Here is a 13,406-nt window from a genome sequence, read left to right as displayed (position 1 = left end):
AGCCACCCTGCCCCGCATACTGATCACCCGTAAGACTTTCGATCAGCCCATCTGGGTGGGTGGCGTCAGGTTGTGCAGACGTCTGCACTACTACATGGTCCGCTTGAGGCGTCTTTTTCGTCATGGAGATCTCCTAGATCCGGGTACGGATAATGTGGGTTGAAAAATAGGCATACACGCTGGCATCGTCTTCATAGTCAGAATCACCATGCTCACCTGCCATCATGTAAACATCGACCTCCTGAAGTGCCTGCTCAATGCGCGCATGGAGACCAGTAACCTTTGTCGTGATCTCCTCCTTGGTTTTTGCCAGAATAACCACGTTCACCGTATGGCGCTCATAGCCTGCCAGCAATGTCCACTGACTCTCAGGCTCAGATTCAATATCAAAAACAATTGCTGGCCAGGTCGGGTTTTGCGGGAGTTCAACCGCCCATGAATTTTCCAGCACTCCGCTCAACGCGTTATAAACTGCCTGACCAATTGCCATAGGTATCTCCGGCTGCTCTTCCGTTTCCACTGCACCTAGGCGCATATAGCCAAGACGGCTGGCAAACGTTCCTAGCTGTCCTGTAGCCACATCATTCCTTAAGTAGAAGTTTTTTTGCAGTGACTTCCATAGCAGTCACTGCAGCCTGGCCACCATCTTTTGCCAACCCGGCTTCTAGATATGGCGTTGCATTGCGGTACTTTGTCCCAAACTGCAGAAAGCGCCAGTAGAAGGGATCATTTTCTCGTTTGGTCACGATGCGACCCTGCTTACTTACAGCAAGATACTTCTTGACCTTTTTCCCATTACCCAATGCCCGACCGTGCCGAACACCAATGTGATACTCAGTTGTACCCTGTGGCGCGTCTCGCTCGCGTTTCATGGCGAGGTTACGGATGAGGGCACCTGTTCTGCGAAGCCCAAGACGTTGTGCTTCTGTTTTTGCAGCACGAACAAGTACCCTGCCACCCGCGACCACAATGCGTGGCGCGGCTTTTTCGCGAACATCGGATCGCATGCCCTTAAAGGTAGCGACCAGATCCGTTAAGCCAATTATCTTATCGGCCATCATTCACGCCGGTGTCGGCAGTTAGGATGAGCCAGTTATGCTCTTCTTCATAATCCTTGATGTGCCGGATGTTATACACCTTGCCGCTGTAGAGAATCCGCATAGTCGTATCAATACCAATCCGGTATCGTATCCGGAACTCTGTTCGAGCCTCCGCAACCTCGCCACCGGAGTTAGTTGAGCGGCGCTCATTGCCTGACAGGTTGGATACGCCTGCCCAAATTCTAGGAAGAAAAACTTCCCAGTTTGAAATTTGCCCGCCCTGAGACCCTTTTGAGGTAACTAAGCGCTCGATATCGATTTTCTTTCTTGCGCGACCAGATCCGGTGCCAGCCATCACACACCCCAGTTCACAATATGGCTGTCAAGCAATGCCTGGCAGAAATCACGAGGCAACTCGGAAACAGTGATGCCAGTAATCAACGCTTCCGGATTGTTCAGCCATGTAGCCACGGCCATCATCATCCAGAGACGGAGGTCAGCTGGGACCTGCTCGGGAGCGCTACCGTAACCAGCAACGTACTGAATGCTGATTGCATTGACTTGGTGCCTGGCAACTGGCCAGGATTTGCCATAGGCTGGGACAACGTAGCCATAAAGCTCATCATTGACGACCAGATAATCTGATGTCGCTAAGGTTTGTATAACACCATCTGCATCAAGGTACTTGATCCAATCAACCGACTGGAGCTGAGGCTTCAGCAGGCGGATGGCAGCACGGGGGAAGCAATCCAGCGTCAGCTGCAGAGTTTGCGTAATCATGGCCCGGCCAGTTCGGCTTTCAGCCTGGGCGCGTGCTGCAGGAATAAGCAGCTGCTCGATGTCAGCATCCTTTTCGGTGATGTCGTCATCCATGTTCACCCGTGACTTGATATCGGCCAGGGTGATCGGCTCGACAGCTGGCGCTGTGATTTGCTTAAGCCCCATGATTACTTGAAGGCCTCCAAGGCTTTGACTGCTTTATCTAACTCTTCCTGAAGCTTGGCCTTATTTTCAGGCTTGGCCTTGCTCAGTGACTTTGTTAGGCCATCCACTTTTTTTTGCGCTGCAGCCTTGAGTTGTTCAGGCGATTTGGGGGATGCAGGCGGTTTATCGGCAACAATCCACTTTTCAGCCAAGGCGACGTTAATCAAATCTTCGCCGTGCTTTTGTATTGACATGCTGTCGCCTATCTTAAACGCAATGACATTGGCACCATCTGGAGAGCCATTAAAGTCCTTAATCACTTTGTACATACGGTCATCAGGCTGGGGTTATTGGCCCCAGCCTTCCTTTTGGTATGAAAGGCTGCAGTTACACAGGTGGGTTGACTGTTGGAGCAATGGATGGACTCCCCAACACTGCAACAGCCGCCAGTAAGGCCGCGCTAGCGTTGTTAACGGGAGTGATGGTCAAGCGGGTATAACGTTTGTAACCTTTGTAACCCAGCTTGCGAACTTTATTATCGTCGTCAAACTGGAAGCCTGCCAAAGTTTCAGTGCCAAGCAGGCTGCTATCCGCCACGGCAACAGCACCGGTCATATCCGACTCGTCGCTTTCTTCCAGCAGAACGGTAAAGGTGGCATCGGCATCGGCTACTGAGCCAATAAGAATCAGGTACTCAACGGAGGCGTGACCCTGGCAATCAATGATTTGGCCTACTTGAGCGGTGTTGTCAGCAACGCTGACAGGTGAAATAACCCGCTTGGGGTTAATGTTGTTGTGCAAATCTTGCATTTTGGAACTCCTTAATATCCGGTAAATGAATGAGCCCGACGAATCGGGCTCAGTATTTCAAGTCAACCTGCAGGTTCACAAACTATGCAAATTTCATCAACTTGATGGCTTCGAAATTACGCACGCCACCGCCGACACGTTTGCGAAAGTTGAACTTCGTAGTGCCCTTGCTGGTAATGTTGTCGCGGATGAGGGCAATGCCACTGCGGTCAACAATTCGGTAGCCGCGCTTGAAGTTGCCAAAAGCAATCGAGAAGCTGTTAGCGCCAATGACCGGCATGTTGTCATCGATTTCTACCGGGGCGCCCAAGACATAGCCCGCGAAATTGCCTGTAGGGTCTGGGTTGAACAGGTAAAAATTGCCGCTGCCGTCCTTAATCTTGCGAACTTCAGCGAGCGTCGTATCTGCCATCAGCAAAGTAGCGCCATTGCGGTACTGCGCACGAAGGGAATGCAGCAGGTTAAGAATATTGTCACCAGGATTGGCTGCAGCAAAAGCACCCGCAGCACCTGAAACAACGAAGCCCAGCTTGCCCCAGACGTAGTTACCATTTGCCACAGTGTCGTAAGTCAGAATGCCGCGTGGCTTTTTAACACCATTACCACTGATGAAAGCCGCGCCTTCTGCTTCGCCGAATGCAATGCCTGCTTCTTCGGTAACGTCCATCTCCAGGTTGTAGTCGGCATCCTCAAGAGTGTCGTTAAAAACGTGAGGCTCAGCCTCCATCTCTTCGGCGTCAATCTCAATGCGGGCGTATTTTGCATTTTCTGTCTCGCCACCGGTTTCGCCCTCACCTACCCAGCGAGCAGCCAGGCCTTTGGTTTTTACGCGAAACTGATGCTTGTTTGTTCCAATGCTGCGGACATCAGAAAGTCCGCGAAGCACAGAGATTGTGCCTGCAACACGATCAATCTCTGCAGCCAGGTCAACAGGCACCAAGTAGCCGCCGTCGACATCGCTACCGCGCTGCAATGCTTTACGTTCAAGACTTGAAAGACTGCTGGCATCACCCTTGCGCAGAAAGTTGAGAAAGGCATTGCGATGTTCCAGTTGATCTTCAGTCAAAGCATTTTCCGTATTACCTACGGCTGGACGATTCGCCTTTTTCACAACATCGTTCATCTGTTTTGTCAGCTCGGTAATCTCGGCATTGATCTTTTCAACAGTCGTACTCAAATCGGAGACCGCTTTGCCTTCAGCTTTTGCGGCCATCAGCTGGTCGTTGGCTTGCTTGAACTTTTCGAAAGCCTCGCCTTGCTTAACCAGCAGTGTCTTGAGTTCATCAGGAGGCGTGTCGAACAAAATAAAACCGACACTGGCCATGTATTTTGTCAACATCTCGAATGCCACGTAGGCAGACTCTTGCGCGAGTGTGGTAACAGTTTGGGCGGCATAGGCCACTGGTGCTGCGATAAAAGCCAATGCTGTAGTCAACATCAGCGCAATGCGTTTGCTTGTAGTGCTCATGGTGTTTTCCTTTAACTGAAAATAAAAAGCCCGCGTAAGCGGGCTGTGGGTTAACGATATTTAAAAATGATTAGGAGCTAAACATTGCCGTATTGCGGGTAATGATTGCTGCCAGTTCATCCAAGCCGTCAGCATCTCGCGGAGGCAAAGATTTAAAGCCTGTAGCCAAGATGGCCTTAGCTTCAGTACGGGAAAACCCAGCATCACGCAGAGCTTGTTCCGCAATTCGTATATCAGGCTCGCTTTTAACATCCTGGATCCTGGCTTTGCCATTGGCCGGGAATGTCACAAGGGAGACTTCGACTAATTCAACTTTCTTGAGTGTCCGTCGCGGCTCTTCTGGCTTGGTGCCTAATACAAACTCTTTGGCGATGTAGCCTATCGACATGCCGGTGATTGCTGGACGAGGGGTCATTTTCAGGAGGCCGTAAGCCTCCTTGCCGCGTGCGGTTTCCGCAAGCTTGCCTTCAACCTTCAAGCCGACATCATCCTCTTCCATGCTGGTCCAGATACCAACGGGAGTCATGTCATCAGCACCCATGCCCCACCCGCCATGCTGCATTAGCATCGCTGGCCAAATACCAGTTTTCTTGGCGTCGCGGAGTGTGTCGCGAAAAGCACCTTTAAGGATCACGTCACCGTAGCTGTCCAAGTTACCGAACACTGCACCGTAACCACTAAACAGCATTTCGCCTGTTTCATTACCAGCACCAGGCTCTGCGAGCTTAACTTCCAGAAGACCGCAGTCCAGATGCTGAGCTTCAGATCGGGCTTTGAACTCCATGAGGCTACGCAGGGTTTTCATTGTCAGGTTCTCCAGTTGGTTTTGATGGCGCACCGCCTACGTTCGTTGGGATGGGAAGCACACCTGCGCTGCCGCCCATTGGGTTCATTTCCTCAAGTGCACGGACTTCATCCTGTGTCATCCAGGCCGGGCTACCACCCGACCCCAAGGCTTTTGCAAAGTATTCAGCCCGATCTTTGCTGGCGCCACGCATAAGCGCTTGGGCCGTAAACTTAAAATAGTAGCCTTCTCGGCGCTCCGCATCATCCAGCAGATTGACGTCTGCTGATGCTTCAATGCGTGCATACCATGGCATCAAGGTATGCACGACATGCGCAAGGAAATTTTGCTCAGAGCTGGCGTAAGTGGAGCCTTTGTCAAAGTGCCCTACCATGTTCGGCAGCACTCGGAAATATCGACAAATTTCCTCGACCTGGAATCGCCGCTGCTCAAGATGCTGCGCATCAACGCCAGTCATTGAGAACGGGTTCCACTTGAGTCCGCCGAAGAGTACGGCCGTTTTAAATGCATTTGCGTTGCCGCCGTAGCTATCCTCCCAGGATTGTTTGATCAACTTGATCTGATCTTCCTTTAGGTTGCCATCAGCGATCAGTGCGCCAGCGGGGCGAGCGCCATTGCTAAACATCCGGGCGCCGTGCTCTTCCATCGCCAGGGATAGCCCAATGGCTTCGCGTGCCAGCTTAATACCTTCCAACCCATTCACGCCGTCCCAGGAAATGCCGCGCAAATGCCACATATCTTCTTTGGCTACTGCTAGCATTCGTCCATCATTCAAGCGAACACGGTAGCTTATTTCCCAGCCCGTTCGAATTGTCTCGACATTCTGAGGCTCAAAGGGAAGTAATTCCAAAACTTCACCTCGGGTTCCGCGTACCTTGTACAGATGCGCACGCCCCATAAATGCCAGATGTAACCCAATCATTTCGCGAAGCTCAAATGACGTTTGCCAGTCGTTTGGCTTTGATGCCAGCAAATCGTAAAGCCCATGGGTCCGGGCAGCATCCATGCCACCACCAGGCCTCTCGCGATAGAGCTTAAATGGAACCTGAGCAATACCTTCTGCAATCACTCTGGCGCAGGCAATAGCCGCAGAGGCTTGCGAAGCAGTTTTCCAATTAACTGCCACTCCGGACTTTGACCCAGCTTGAAGCAGCAATTCCTTGTATAGGTCCTGCGTGCTGGACATTTCCTTTCGAGCCCATGGCCAGGAGAGTTTCATTGAGTATCCTTATAAAACAACTATGCCTGGTGAATCAGAATCAGCCTGCTCACCCAGCATGGCTCTACCATGGGCAATAATCAGCGCCACAGCGGCGTCAATTTTCTTTTCAGGACTTTGTTTACGCGGGAACACATTCTCGTTTTTATCGGGAACACACTCGACATTACTCATCATCCAGATAAAGGATTCATTGCCATCATGGTGGAATCTGCCATCATCAATCAGCGCGGCAATATCCTTCATCGGATCGCTGAGGAACGCTACCCGCTGAGGAACGTCGACAACGACAATTCCCTCTGCTTCCAGATTTGCTCCGAGCTGCTGCCCGCCCCAGGGATCCTTTGCAACTTCCTGAAGAGCAAACGGCTCAGAGTCATGGAGCAAGTCATCCTGGATCAACTCCAGGTCGATCATGTTCCCGTCAGTTTCAACAAGCTCTTTCTTGATCACCCAGCCACGGTAATGAGCATTCTCAGGCTTTTGCACGGCCAGGCTGGGGGCGTAGTTTTTGCTATATACGTAGTAATGGATCTTCCCATCGATTTCGCGCTTAAACTCAAACACTCGAGACGCGATGTCTTGCTTGCTGGCTAAGTCCAGGCCAGCCCAACAGGCCTCACCATGGAAGTCGGCAAGGGGCGGCGCATCACCACATTTAAGCAGCTTCTCCAGGTTGAAGGCCGGGGTCGCGCTTGCCACCCATACATTCAAGTGCTTTGTCTTGAATGTGGATTGTTTGCGCGGATCCTCGATAGCAGCCTTTTGCTGGCTTCTCAAAAATTCTGCACTTACCGAAACATCGAAGTTCGGGTTGGCCTTCCGCAACGCATCTTCAGATGTCCAGTCATCACCCGCGTCAATGGTGAATATGATGCCGAACCGGCGGTCATCCTCGATGACACCTTCAAGAATCTTCTGCAAGCCGAGCTGATGCTGGTAGCATGGCCCGCTGATATTTACGCCAGCCGTCGTGATCATCAGCATGATCGGCTGCGAACGAGCACCCATACCGGTCAGCATAGTTTCATACTGGTCATCCGAATCATGCTCGTGATACTCATCCACGATCGCGCAGCTGGGTGAAGCGCCGTCGCCAGGCTTGCCAATCACCGGCTCAAACTTGCTGTTCTTGTCTGGAATGGCAATATTTGACTTTGTCGTCACTGCCCCATAGACAGTGCGATACTCCTGCAGACTGCGCACCATGAGCAATGCAGGTCTGAATACTTCATATGCCTGGCCCTTAGAGGTCGCACCGCTATATACCTCGGCGCCAAACTCATAATCAGGCCCAAGCGCATATAGCCCGACAATGGCCGCTTCCATGGACTTACCATTTTTACGCGGCACTACCAGGTCAAATACGCGAAAACGGCGCTTGCCTGTTTCTTTCTCAACCCAACCAAAGCCAACTGCGAAGAAAAATATCTGCCAATCGCCAAGGGTGATTGTTTCATTTCGCAGCGCCCAATCCCCCTTGACGTGAGGCATAAGCTCGGCGAAGGCGCAAATCCGTTGTGCAGGTCTGTAGGCCTTACCGTTTATATCAATCAACTCAGGGTTAAACTGATACGGATAGTCTGGGTGCTCAGACTTTACCAGGTCGTCCAGATGACGTTGGCATGCCAAACGGTGATACTTGTTGGCAATAATCTTGCCGTCAACGACGTCACGAGCGTATTGGGTTGCAATCGCCCCGAAGTCTTTACTCATATACTCGATAGCCCGCCTTGTGGCTTTTCTGGCGCAGCGTCTGTTTTCTGCGCATTTACATCAAAGAGGTCCGGTGTGTAAGGGTCGCTGGGAGTAACCTTAGTCCGCGAAGCGGGCGACAGGCCAAACTCCGTGAGGTAAAGCCGGTATTGCTCCATCGCTTTGTTTGAGATTGCAACCCAGGGGGACTGGACTGGAAACCCATTCGGCGTCTTGACAAACAATCCTTGCGAAGCGGGATCCGCTTTTGCAGCTTTCTCAATGGCCACCTCGGCCTCAACGTATCGAGCCCACAGCGTGCATATCATCGCCAGGGCGTTGCGATCCACTTCAGAGACCAGGCCATATTTCGCCAGCTCTTCCGTGATTCGCTTCCACTCTCGGCTCGCCTCACCCTTCAGGTGCTTCGGGCATTTCGGAATCGATGTCAGTGGCCGGAACTCATCAAAGTTCAGGCGCCGCTTGCCTGGGTTGCTCTGCAGCAGCTTCAGATTCGTAGGTTTTGGTTTTGGGCCAGCCATAAAATTTCCCTTTTGAAGTGCAGACGTCTGCACCCACCCCGCTTGCTACCCCCCCTCCCCCTCTAACCTGCGGAAGTAAAAATTCGACTAACCAAACGGTCTAGAGCGATTAGGCCCCAGACTTTTGACCACCCCCCTGGTATGCGCCACGAAAGCCGCCATCTTCACGAGCGGTTTTGCGGTCATGGCATTCTTTCGCCATGGCTTGCCAGTTGTTGCGATCCCAAAACAAGGCCATATCGCCTCGATGAGGTTTTATGTGGTCGACCACTGTCGCCGGGGTTAATCGTTTGGCGCCTTCCATACAGTCAGGGCATTGGCAAAGAGGATGCTGGCGCAAGAAGCCCTTGCTTGTTTGTTGCCAACGGTATCCATAACCACGCTGGGTTGATGTTTCGCGCTTCTCTTCGTATTCCTGCCGTTTCGCCTTCGCGTGCTTGCTGCAGTACGCCCCGTCGCGGACCAGCTCTCGGCATCCAGGATGCTTGCAGGGATGTGGCGGAGTTGATGGCATGCTGTCCCAGAAATGCAAAAGCCCGCGAGGCTTGTTAGCTTCGCGGGCTTTGTGAATAACCAGAACGTAATAAGGTCAGGTTATATGAAATTTGAGCAATTTTCGCGATTTAGTCCGCGCATGTCAATATTTTTTTTAATCGACCATGCGCAACCTGTAGCAACTCGTAATATTTTGTTTGCCCGACTACCCCGCCCTCACTTGCAAAGGCCCGTCTGCGCGTTTCTTTCGGCAGGTGTTCCAGGAAGTATTGCACGATCAGTATCCGGCGATCCAAAGGATGAGGCACACCAAGAGCCGTAATAGCACATTCAACCTTCCATGAATCAATCTCATCCAGCTGAATACGTGGCTGCCGTCTTGTCTCTTTATCAGGCGTCATCAAGCGGACAATCGGTGACGCCGGTGGAAAGTAGAGGTGCGACCGGTTATATGAGCGGCACCAGTTGCGCCAGTTACGCATCCGCTCACGTGTGACAGGATCAGTTCCGCCAAGCTCCAGTATCTCTGAAGGTATATCGTTAATCTTCATGTAACCTCCCTGAAAAATTTGCAGCGGAACCCAATCCTAGGCACGCCCTTCTGTGCTTGATTCCGTTCGTCCTGGCACATTGGACGATTCAATACCAGCTCGCAGCTGACACAAGCACGGCAGCCCAACTGCACCAACTCATGCCGCTCAACTACCTCGGCTGGATCACGGTAAAAATTCAACGGCAGCGCACTACTTCTTTCCATGGCGTTGCTCCCGTTGCTTGATATCTGCATCAAGCTTGCGACTGATCTCACCAAGGAGAATAAACTCGCTGGCGTTAAGGCAGCCGTGATAACTATCGTCTGCCCGATAGTTGTTCGTTCTAATCTCCATCCCGGCTTCATCAACAGCAACCACTCGAAGGCCCTCACCAAACACTTCAGCAAATTGCTCGCGAATCTTTGCAGCCTCTGGGAATGCGGCCCTAACCTCCATTGCCGTTTTTTCATTGGCCTGCGATATCGACTCAAACTCTTCATGCTTTGGATTTTCCATACCTACCAGACCTTTCTTGTAAGGTGTGGAGGCCAGAACCCCCGTTGCTGTTGTGTTTTCCATACCTTCCATACCTTCCATACCAAAAAAAGACACAGACACACACATGCGTGCGTGCGCGTATGTGTGTGCGCATGTATACGCGGGGGAATGTAAAGGTGTGGTAGGTATGGAAGGTATGGAAAAGCCAGCACAGGCGCGGCTTTCAAGCCTCCATACCTACACCATACCTTCCACACCTGGTTAAAATGGGATCGCATCTTCATCGTCCTCCGATGCACGATTTGTCGACGTTGCTTCCTTTCTCTCGGGAGGCTTGTACCAAAATCGCGTGATCGCGTTTCCTCGTTTTTCAAACTTCGTACAACCCAGCTGGCGCAATGCAGTACCAATCCGGGTCTGTATATCTCTGGTCAGTTTCCCAGCATCAAGCTTGAGCCACTCAACGGCTGCGTAATGCAGGGAGAACTCACCAACATGCTCCATGACCTTGTCATGTAGGGCATCAATAAAGGTCTCCTGTATGGCACGCTTAAGCTGCTCAGGATCAAACAGTTCGCGCTGTTCGTCAGGCGTTGGCCAATAACGTAGCCCTTCATTCACCATGACAACTGCCTCAGCAAAGAGCTGGTCTCGAATCGTTTTTAGCCCTTCAACATCAATCTCACTCTCGATCGAGACTGGCCAGAAACGCCTGCCTCCGGTTGGATCTTTGTTCCACTCCCATTCATTGGTACTGCCGCTGAATACCAACTGGCGTGGTGCACGTATTTCTCTACGGCCATAAACAGGGCGATACTCATCAACTTGACGAGATAAGAAGGATTTTTGCTTCGTAGCTTCAGCCCGAGCGACTGAGCCCAATTCGGAAAACTCGTAAAGCATCTTGCCGCGCAAAGCGCTCATGGAGTCTTTGTTATGCAGATCCAGATCGGTGTCGCCGTACCATTCACCGCCTAATGCAGCGAGTGCAGATGACTTCTTCCGGCCTTGCGGACCTTCAAGCACCAGGCAGTAGTCGAACTTGCAGCCAGGCTCAAACACACGCTTGACCATCCCCATTAAAAACCACCGGGCTACGCGCCTTGTGTAAGGGGTAAGCGGGACGCCCATGTAATCCAGCATCCACGTGTCGACTCGCTTTTCACCATCCCATTTAAGGGAATTCATCCAATCCCTGGGAGGGTTAACAATATTTGTTCGTGCCAGGTTCTCTACCGCTTCAGCAGCTAGCGCAGGTGTAATGCTGAATCTCCAAGCTCTGGTGATCCACATGGCCGTCCTGGCATCGTCTTGCGCGTCCCACTCCCCCAACTCGCCATTCTTTTCCCAATAAGGGGGTTTTTTCAGTTTCATTACCCGCTGACTAAATTCGTCATACGCCAGCACACCCTTCCAGTGGGAGTCATGGAGCAAGATGTCATACACATTTGCCAGGCATGGGACGAGAGTCCCGTTTTTTCTTAACAGGTAATCTTCCCAGCTGGCCCGCTCTTTCTTTTCCTCTGCGGTAGCTGAATTTGGGGTAGAAGGCTGTTTTTCAGCGGCAGGCTTAGCACTTCCATCGACCACATAAAGATGTGGGCGCGTGTTCATGATGAAGGCAGTGAGCGCGGCAGCGTTCATGCCTTCCTGCAAGGCATCAGCAACATCCCAGCCATCCGGCTTGGCACCAGGTGCAGGAATATCAACCAGTTTGAATTTCGTGGAGGGATCAAGCGCTACAAGCTTTGCCTGAATGGCCAGCATCGCTTTCATGCCCGGCTGTTCGTTCTCGGGCAGCAACGGCATTGCCTCTGGATCTAACCCCGCGTCCTTATCAGCTTGGGTAAGCTTTTTCCTTTTGGCATCGCAGTCTGCCCAGGCATAAATATTTTTTCCCGCCAATGGCGCCCAGTCGACTTTATCAACTGCCTTGCTGCCACCTGGCCAAGTCACAATCACACCATGAGGCAAATCATCGACAGGAGCATCGGCACACTTTTCACCTTCAACCAACAAAACCCATGCGTCGGGCTTAGCGGCCAATCTATCCAAGCCATATAGCGGACGTGGTTCCGGGAACTGCATGAACCGCCACTCTTCAGCTTTGGTCTTGGCGTTGTGGCACCAGGTCAGGGGCAATGTTTCTTTGCCGCCATCAGATGTCGCAAATCGGTAGATATACCCCAGTAGCCGCCTTTTCTCATCCCGATACTCCCAAACGCGCTCAGGCAAGCCGCGCTTTACGTGAGCCTTTGGCGGCTCCGTAGCATCGTATGGAACAGGTAATACAGGTGACCATGGCGATGGTTCGGCGGGGGCTTTGTGCTTAACGCTCTCCGGATCTATGACAGGGGCTTTTCGTTCCCCCTTTTCCTTCGGTCGCTGGCTATCCTCAAGCCGGTAGCCGATCAAGTCAGCCAGCTCAACAGCAGCGTCCAGTTGCTCCAGCCCGTTCAAGTAGGCATAAAGGCTGATTAAGTCGCCACCCTTGTCATCTGTGGCAAAGTCGCCCCAGGCGCCGGTGTTGAGATTGATGCTGAAGGATCCGCGCTTCTTATCGGCACGGAGGGGATTTGTTGCTGAATACTCATGCCCGTTTCGACGGCCGTCGCTCAGCCACTGATTCAGTAAAGCCTCTGCAGACAACAGAGCCTGGTCGGCAATCTGTTTGAAAGGGAATTTACCGCGCCCCGCCATTAAGTCGCGCTCTCGATATTTTCAATGATGGTCAGGCCCGCTTGAATGGCAGCCATGGCCTCGGTCAATTCCTTTTTGGCGCTCTGGATTTCTTCTGGCGATCCACCGTCCAGCAGCCCGGCCATGGAAGCAATCGCCTCACCGCCCTCTTTAGCGATCGTCTGAAATATGTCGACCAAGCTGGCTGCCTGGTCACTGGCCAGCACCATAACGCTCAAATTGGTGGGTCCCAGGATCTGATTCACGCACTCAATGCGGAGATCCATCGGCAGCGCCCCCACAAGAAAAGGGAGGATATTGGCCGAGAGTAAATTCGAGTCTTTAGAGTCGTCATCAAGCCAACGAAAAATGCGGTCCGCATTAACCTTCGCCCGCTCAAAAATGTCGCGTGATGGCGGGTCAAACCTGAGCCCTGTGATACTCTCCCCGTCCATACTTTCGTAGGACTTTACAATCTCCTGGGCAACGGCTTCGCGGGTCCACCCCTCGCGCTTACGCCATATTTGAATGTAATGCCGCACGATCGCGATCGTGGTTTGCGATTTTTCTCGCATGATATGGCTCCCGACTCCTGATTTAATCGCCCCATTACTTCCAGGACGCTTCTTGTGTTTAAAACTTCGCTAACCAACGATGGCCAGCAATTCCAATACAGCTGCGATTCATGTCAGCTAAAG

At 52.0% G+C, this 13,406-nt stretch carries 16 protein-coding genes; all 16 read right to left on the bottom strand.

Annotation, left to right across the window (positions count from 1 at the left end; all coding sequences use genetic code 11):
- Positions 1-133 precede the first annotated feature (133 nt).
- The gene (locus LG204_RS10225) at positions 134-580 is read right to left on the bottom strand and encodes a hypothetical protein (protein ID WP_230337172.1); all 447 of its coding nucleotides are present in this window, start codon (positions 578-580) and stop codon (positions 134-136) included.
- 1 nt (position 581) lies between these two features.
- Positions 582-1,061, bottom strand: coding sequence for an HK97-gp10 family putative phage morphogenesis protein (locus LG204_RS10220; protein WP_230337171.1), 480 nt, complete (start codon positions 1,059-1,061; stop codon positions 582-584).
- Positions 1,048-1,395, bottom strand: coding sequence for a phage head closure protein (locus tag LG204_RS10215; RefSeq protein WP_230337170.1), 348 nt, complete (start codon positions 1,393-1,395; stop codon positions 1,048-1,050). The genes LG204_RS10220 and LG204_RS10215 overlap by 14 nt, the downstream gene beginning before the upstream one ends.
- Positions 1,395-1,985, bottom strand: a complete 591-nt coding sequence (locus LG204_RS10210; protein ID WP_230337169.1) for a head-tail connector protein — start codon at positions 1,983-1,985, stop codon at positions 1,395-1,397. Before LG204_RS10210 ends, LG204_RS10215 begins: the two co-directional genes overlap by 1 nt.
- A gap of 2 nt (positions 1,986-1,987) precedes the next feature.
- Entirely contained in the window at positions 1,988-2,293 is a 306-nt protein-coding gene (locus LG204_RS10205; RefSeq protein ID WP_230337168.1) for a cytochrome P450, read from the bottom strand.
- Positions 2,294-2,351: 58 nt separating this feature from the next.
- Positions 2,352-2,774, bottom strand: a complete 423-nt coding sequence (locus LG204_RS10200) for a hypothetical protein (RefSeq protein WP_230337167.1) — start codon at positions 2,772-2,774, stop codon at positions 2,352-2,354.
- Between the two features lie 82 nt (positions 2,775-2,856).
- The gene (locus tag LG204_RS10195; protein WP_230337166.1) at positions 2,857-4,212 is read right to left on the bottom strand and encodes a phage major capsid protein; all 1,356 of its coding nucleotides are present in this window, start codon (positions 4,210-4,212) and stop codon (positions 2,857-2,859) included.
- Positions 4,213-4,312: 100 nt separating this feature from the next.
- Entirely contained in the window at positions 4,313-5,047 is a 735-nt protein-coding gene (locus LG204_RS10190; RefSeq protein WP_230337165.1) for an HK97 family phage prohead protease, read from the bottom strand.
- The gene (locus LG204_RS10185) at positions 5,031-6,266 is read right to left on the bottom strand and encodes a phage portal protein (RefSeq protein WP_230337164.1); all 1,236 of its coding nucleotides are present in this window, start codon (positions 6,264-6,266) and stop codon (positions 5,031-5,033) included. The genes LG204_RS10190 and LG204_RS10185 overlap by 17 nt, the downstream gene beginning before the upstream one ends.
- Before the next feature lie 9 nt (positions 6,267-6,275).
- Positions 6,276-7,982, bottom strand: a complete 1,707-nt coding sequence (locus tag LG204_RS10180) for a terminase large subunit (RefSeq protein ID WP_230337163.1) — start codon at positions 7,980-7,982, stop codon at positions 6,276-6,278.
- Positions 7,979-8,503, bottom strand: a complete 525-nt coding sequence (locus LG204_RS10175) for a phage terminase small subunit P27 family (protein ID WP_230337162.1) — start codon at positions 8,501-8,503, stop codon at positions 7,979-7,981. Before LG204_RS10175 ends, LG204_RS10180 begins: the two co-directional genes overlap by 4 nt.
- A gap of 109 nt (positions 8,504-8,612) precedes the next feature.
- Positions 8,613-8,807, bottom strand: a complete 195-nt coding sequence (locus LG204_RS10170; RefSeq protein WP_230337161.1) for an HNH endonuclease signature motif containing protein — start codon at positions 8,805-8,807, stop codon at positions 8,613-8,615.
- Between the two features lie 319 nt (positions 8,808-9,126).
- Entirely contained in the window at positions 9,127-9,549 is a 423-nt protein-coding gene (locus LG204_RS10165; protein WP_230337160.1) for a hypothetical protein, read from the bottom strand.
- 192 nt (positions 9,550-9,741) lie between these two features.
- Entirely contained in the window at positions 9,742-10,110 is a 369-nt protein-coding gene (locus LG204_RS10160) for a hypothetical protein (protein WP_230337159.1), read from the bottom strand.
- Between the two features lie 180 nt (positions 10,111-10,290).
- Positions 10,291-12,729: a VapE domain-containing protein gene (locus LG204_RS10155; protein WP_230337158.1), complete on the bottom strand. Its 2,439-nt coding sequence runs from the start codon at positions 12,727-12,729 to the stop codon at positions 10,291-10,293.
- Positions 12,729-13,283: a toxin YdaT family protein gene (locus LG204_RS10150; protein ID WP_230337157.1), complete on the bottom strand. Its 555-nt coding sequence runs from the start codon at positions 13,281-13,283 to the stop codon at positions 12,729-12,731. The genes LG204_RS10155 and LG204_RS10150 overlap by 1 nt, the downstream gene beginning before the upstream one ends.
- Positions 13,284-13,406: the final 123 nt, after the last annotated feature.

The sequence above is a fragment of the Methylovorus menthalis genome (genome assembly GCF_020523625.1).
Classification (GTDB): Bacteria; Pseudomonadota; Gammaproteobacteria; order Burkholderiales; family Methylophilaceae; genus Methylovorus; species Methylovorus menthalis.
This window is presented reverse-complemented; position numbering and strand designations above follow the sequence as displayed.

Excerpts from the sequence above, each read along its gene's own strand:
- LG204_RS10165 (WP_230337160.1), bottom strand. The coding sequence starts at position 9,549 with ATGAAGATTAACGATATACCTTCAGAGATACTGGAGCTTGGCGGAACT.
- LG204_RS10195 (WP_230337166.1), bottom strand. The coding sequence starts at position 4,212 with ATGTTGACTACAGCATTGGCTTTTATCGCAGCACCAGTGGCCTATGCC.
- LG204_RS10155 (WP_230337158.1), bottom strand. The coding sequence starts at position 12,729 with ATGGCGGGGCGCGGTAAATTCCCTTTCAAACAGATTGCCGACCAGGCT.
- LG204_RS10170 (WP_230337161.1), bottom strand. The coding sequence starts at position 8,807 with ATGGAAGGCGCCAAACGATTAACCCCGGCGACAGTGGTCGACCACATA.
- LG204_RS10215 (WP_230337170.1), bottom strand. The coding sequence starts at position 1,395 with ATGGCTGGCACCGGATCTGGTCGCGCAAGAAAGAAAATCGATATCGAG.
- LG204_RS10205 (WP_230337168.1), bottom strand. The coding sequence starts at position 2,293 with ATGTACAAAGTGATTAAGGACTTTAATGGCTCTCCAGATGGTGCCAAT.
- LG204_RS10180 (WP_230337163.1), bottom strand. The coding sequence starts at position 7,982 with ATGAGTAAAGACTTCGGGGCGATTGCAACCCAATACGCTCGTGACGTC.
- LG204_RS10190 (WP_230337165.1), bottom strand. The coding sequence starts at position 5,047 with ATGAAAACCCTGCGTAGCCTCATGGAGTTCAAAGCCCGATCTGAAGCT.
- LG204_RS10150 (WP_230337157.1), bottom strand. The coding sequence starts at position 13,283 with ATGCGAGAAAAATCGCAAACCACGATCGCGATCGTGCGGCATTACATT.
- LG204_RS10175 (WP_230337162.1), bottom strand. The coding sequence starts at position 8,503 with ATGGCTGGCCCAAAACCAAAACCTACGAATCTGAAGCTGCTGCAGAGC.
- LG204_RS10220 (WP_230337171.1), bottom strand. The coding sequence starts at position 1,061 with ATGATGGCCGATAAGATAATTGGCTTAACGGATCTGGTCGCTACCTTT.
- LG204_RS10210 (WP_230337169.1), bottom strand. The coding sequence starts at position 1,985 with ATGGGGCTTAAGCAAATCACAGCGCCAGCTGTCGAGCCGATCACCCTG.
- LG204_RS10160 (WP_230337159.1), bottom strand. The coding sequence starts at position 10,110 with ATGGAAAACACAACAGCAACGGGGGTTCTGGCCTCCACACCTTACAAG.
- LG204_RS10200 (WP_230337167.1), bottom strand. The coding sequence starts at position 2,774 with ATGCAAGATTTGCACAACAACATTAACCCCAAGCGGGTTATTTCACCT.
- LG204_RS10185 (WP_230337164.1), bottom strand. The coding sequence starts at position 6,266 with ATGAAACTCTCCTGGCCATGGGCTCGAAAGGAAATGTCCAGCACGCAG.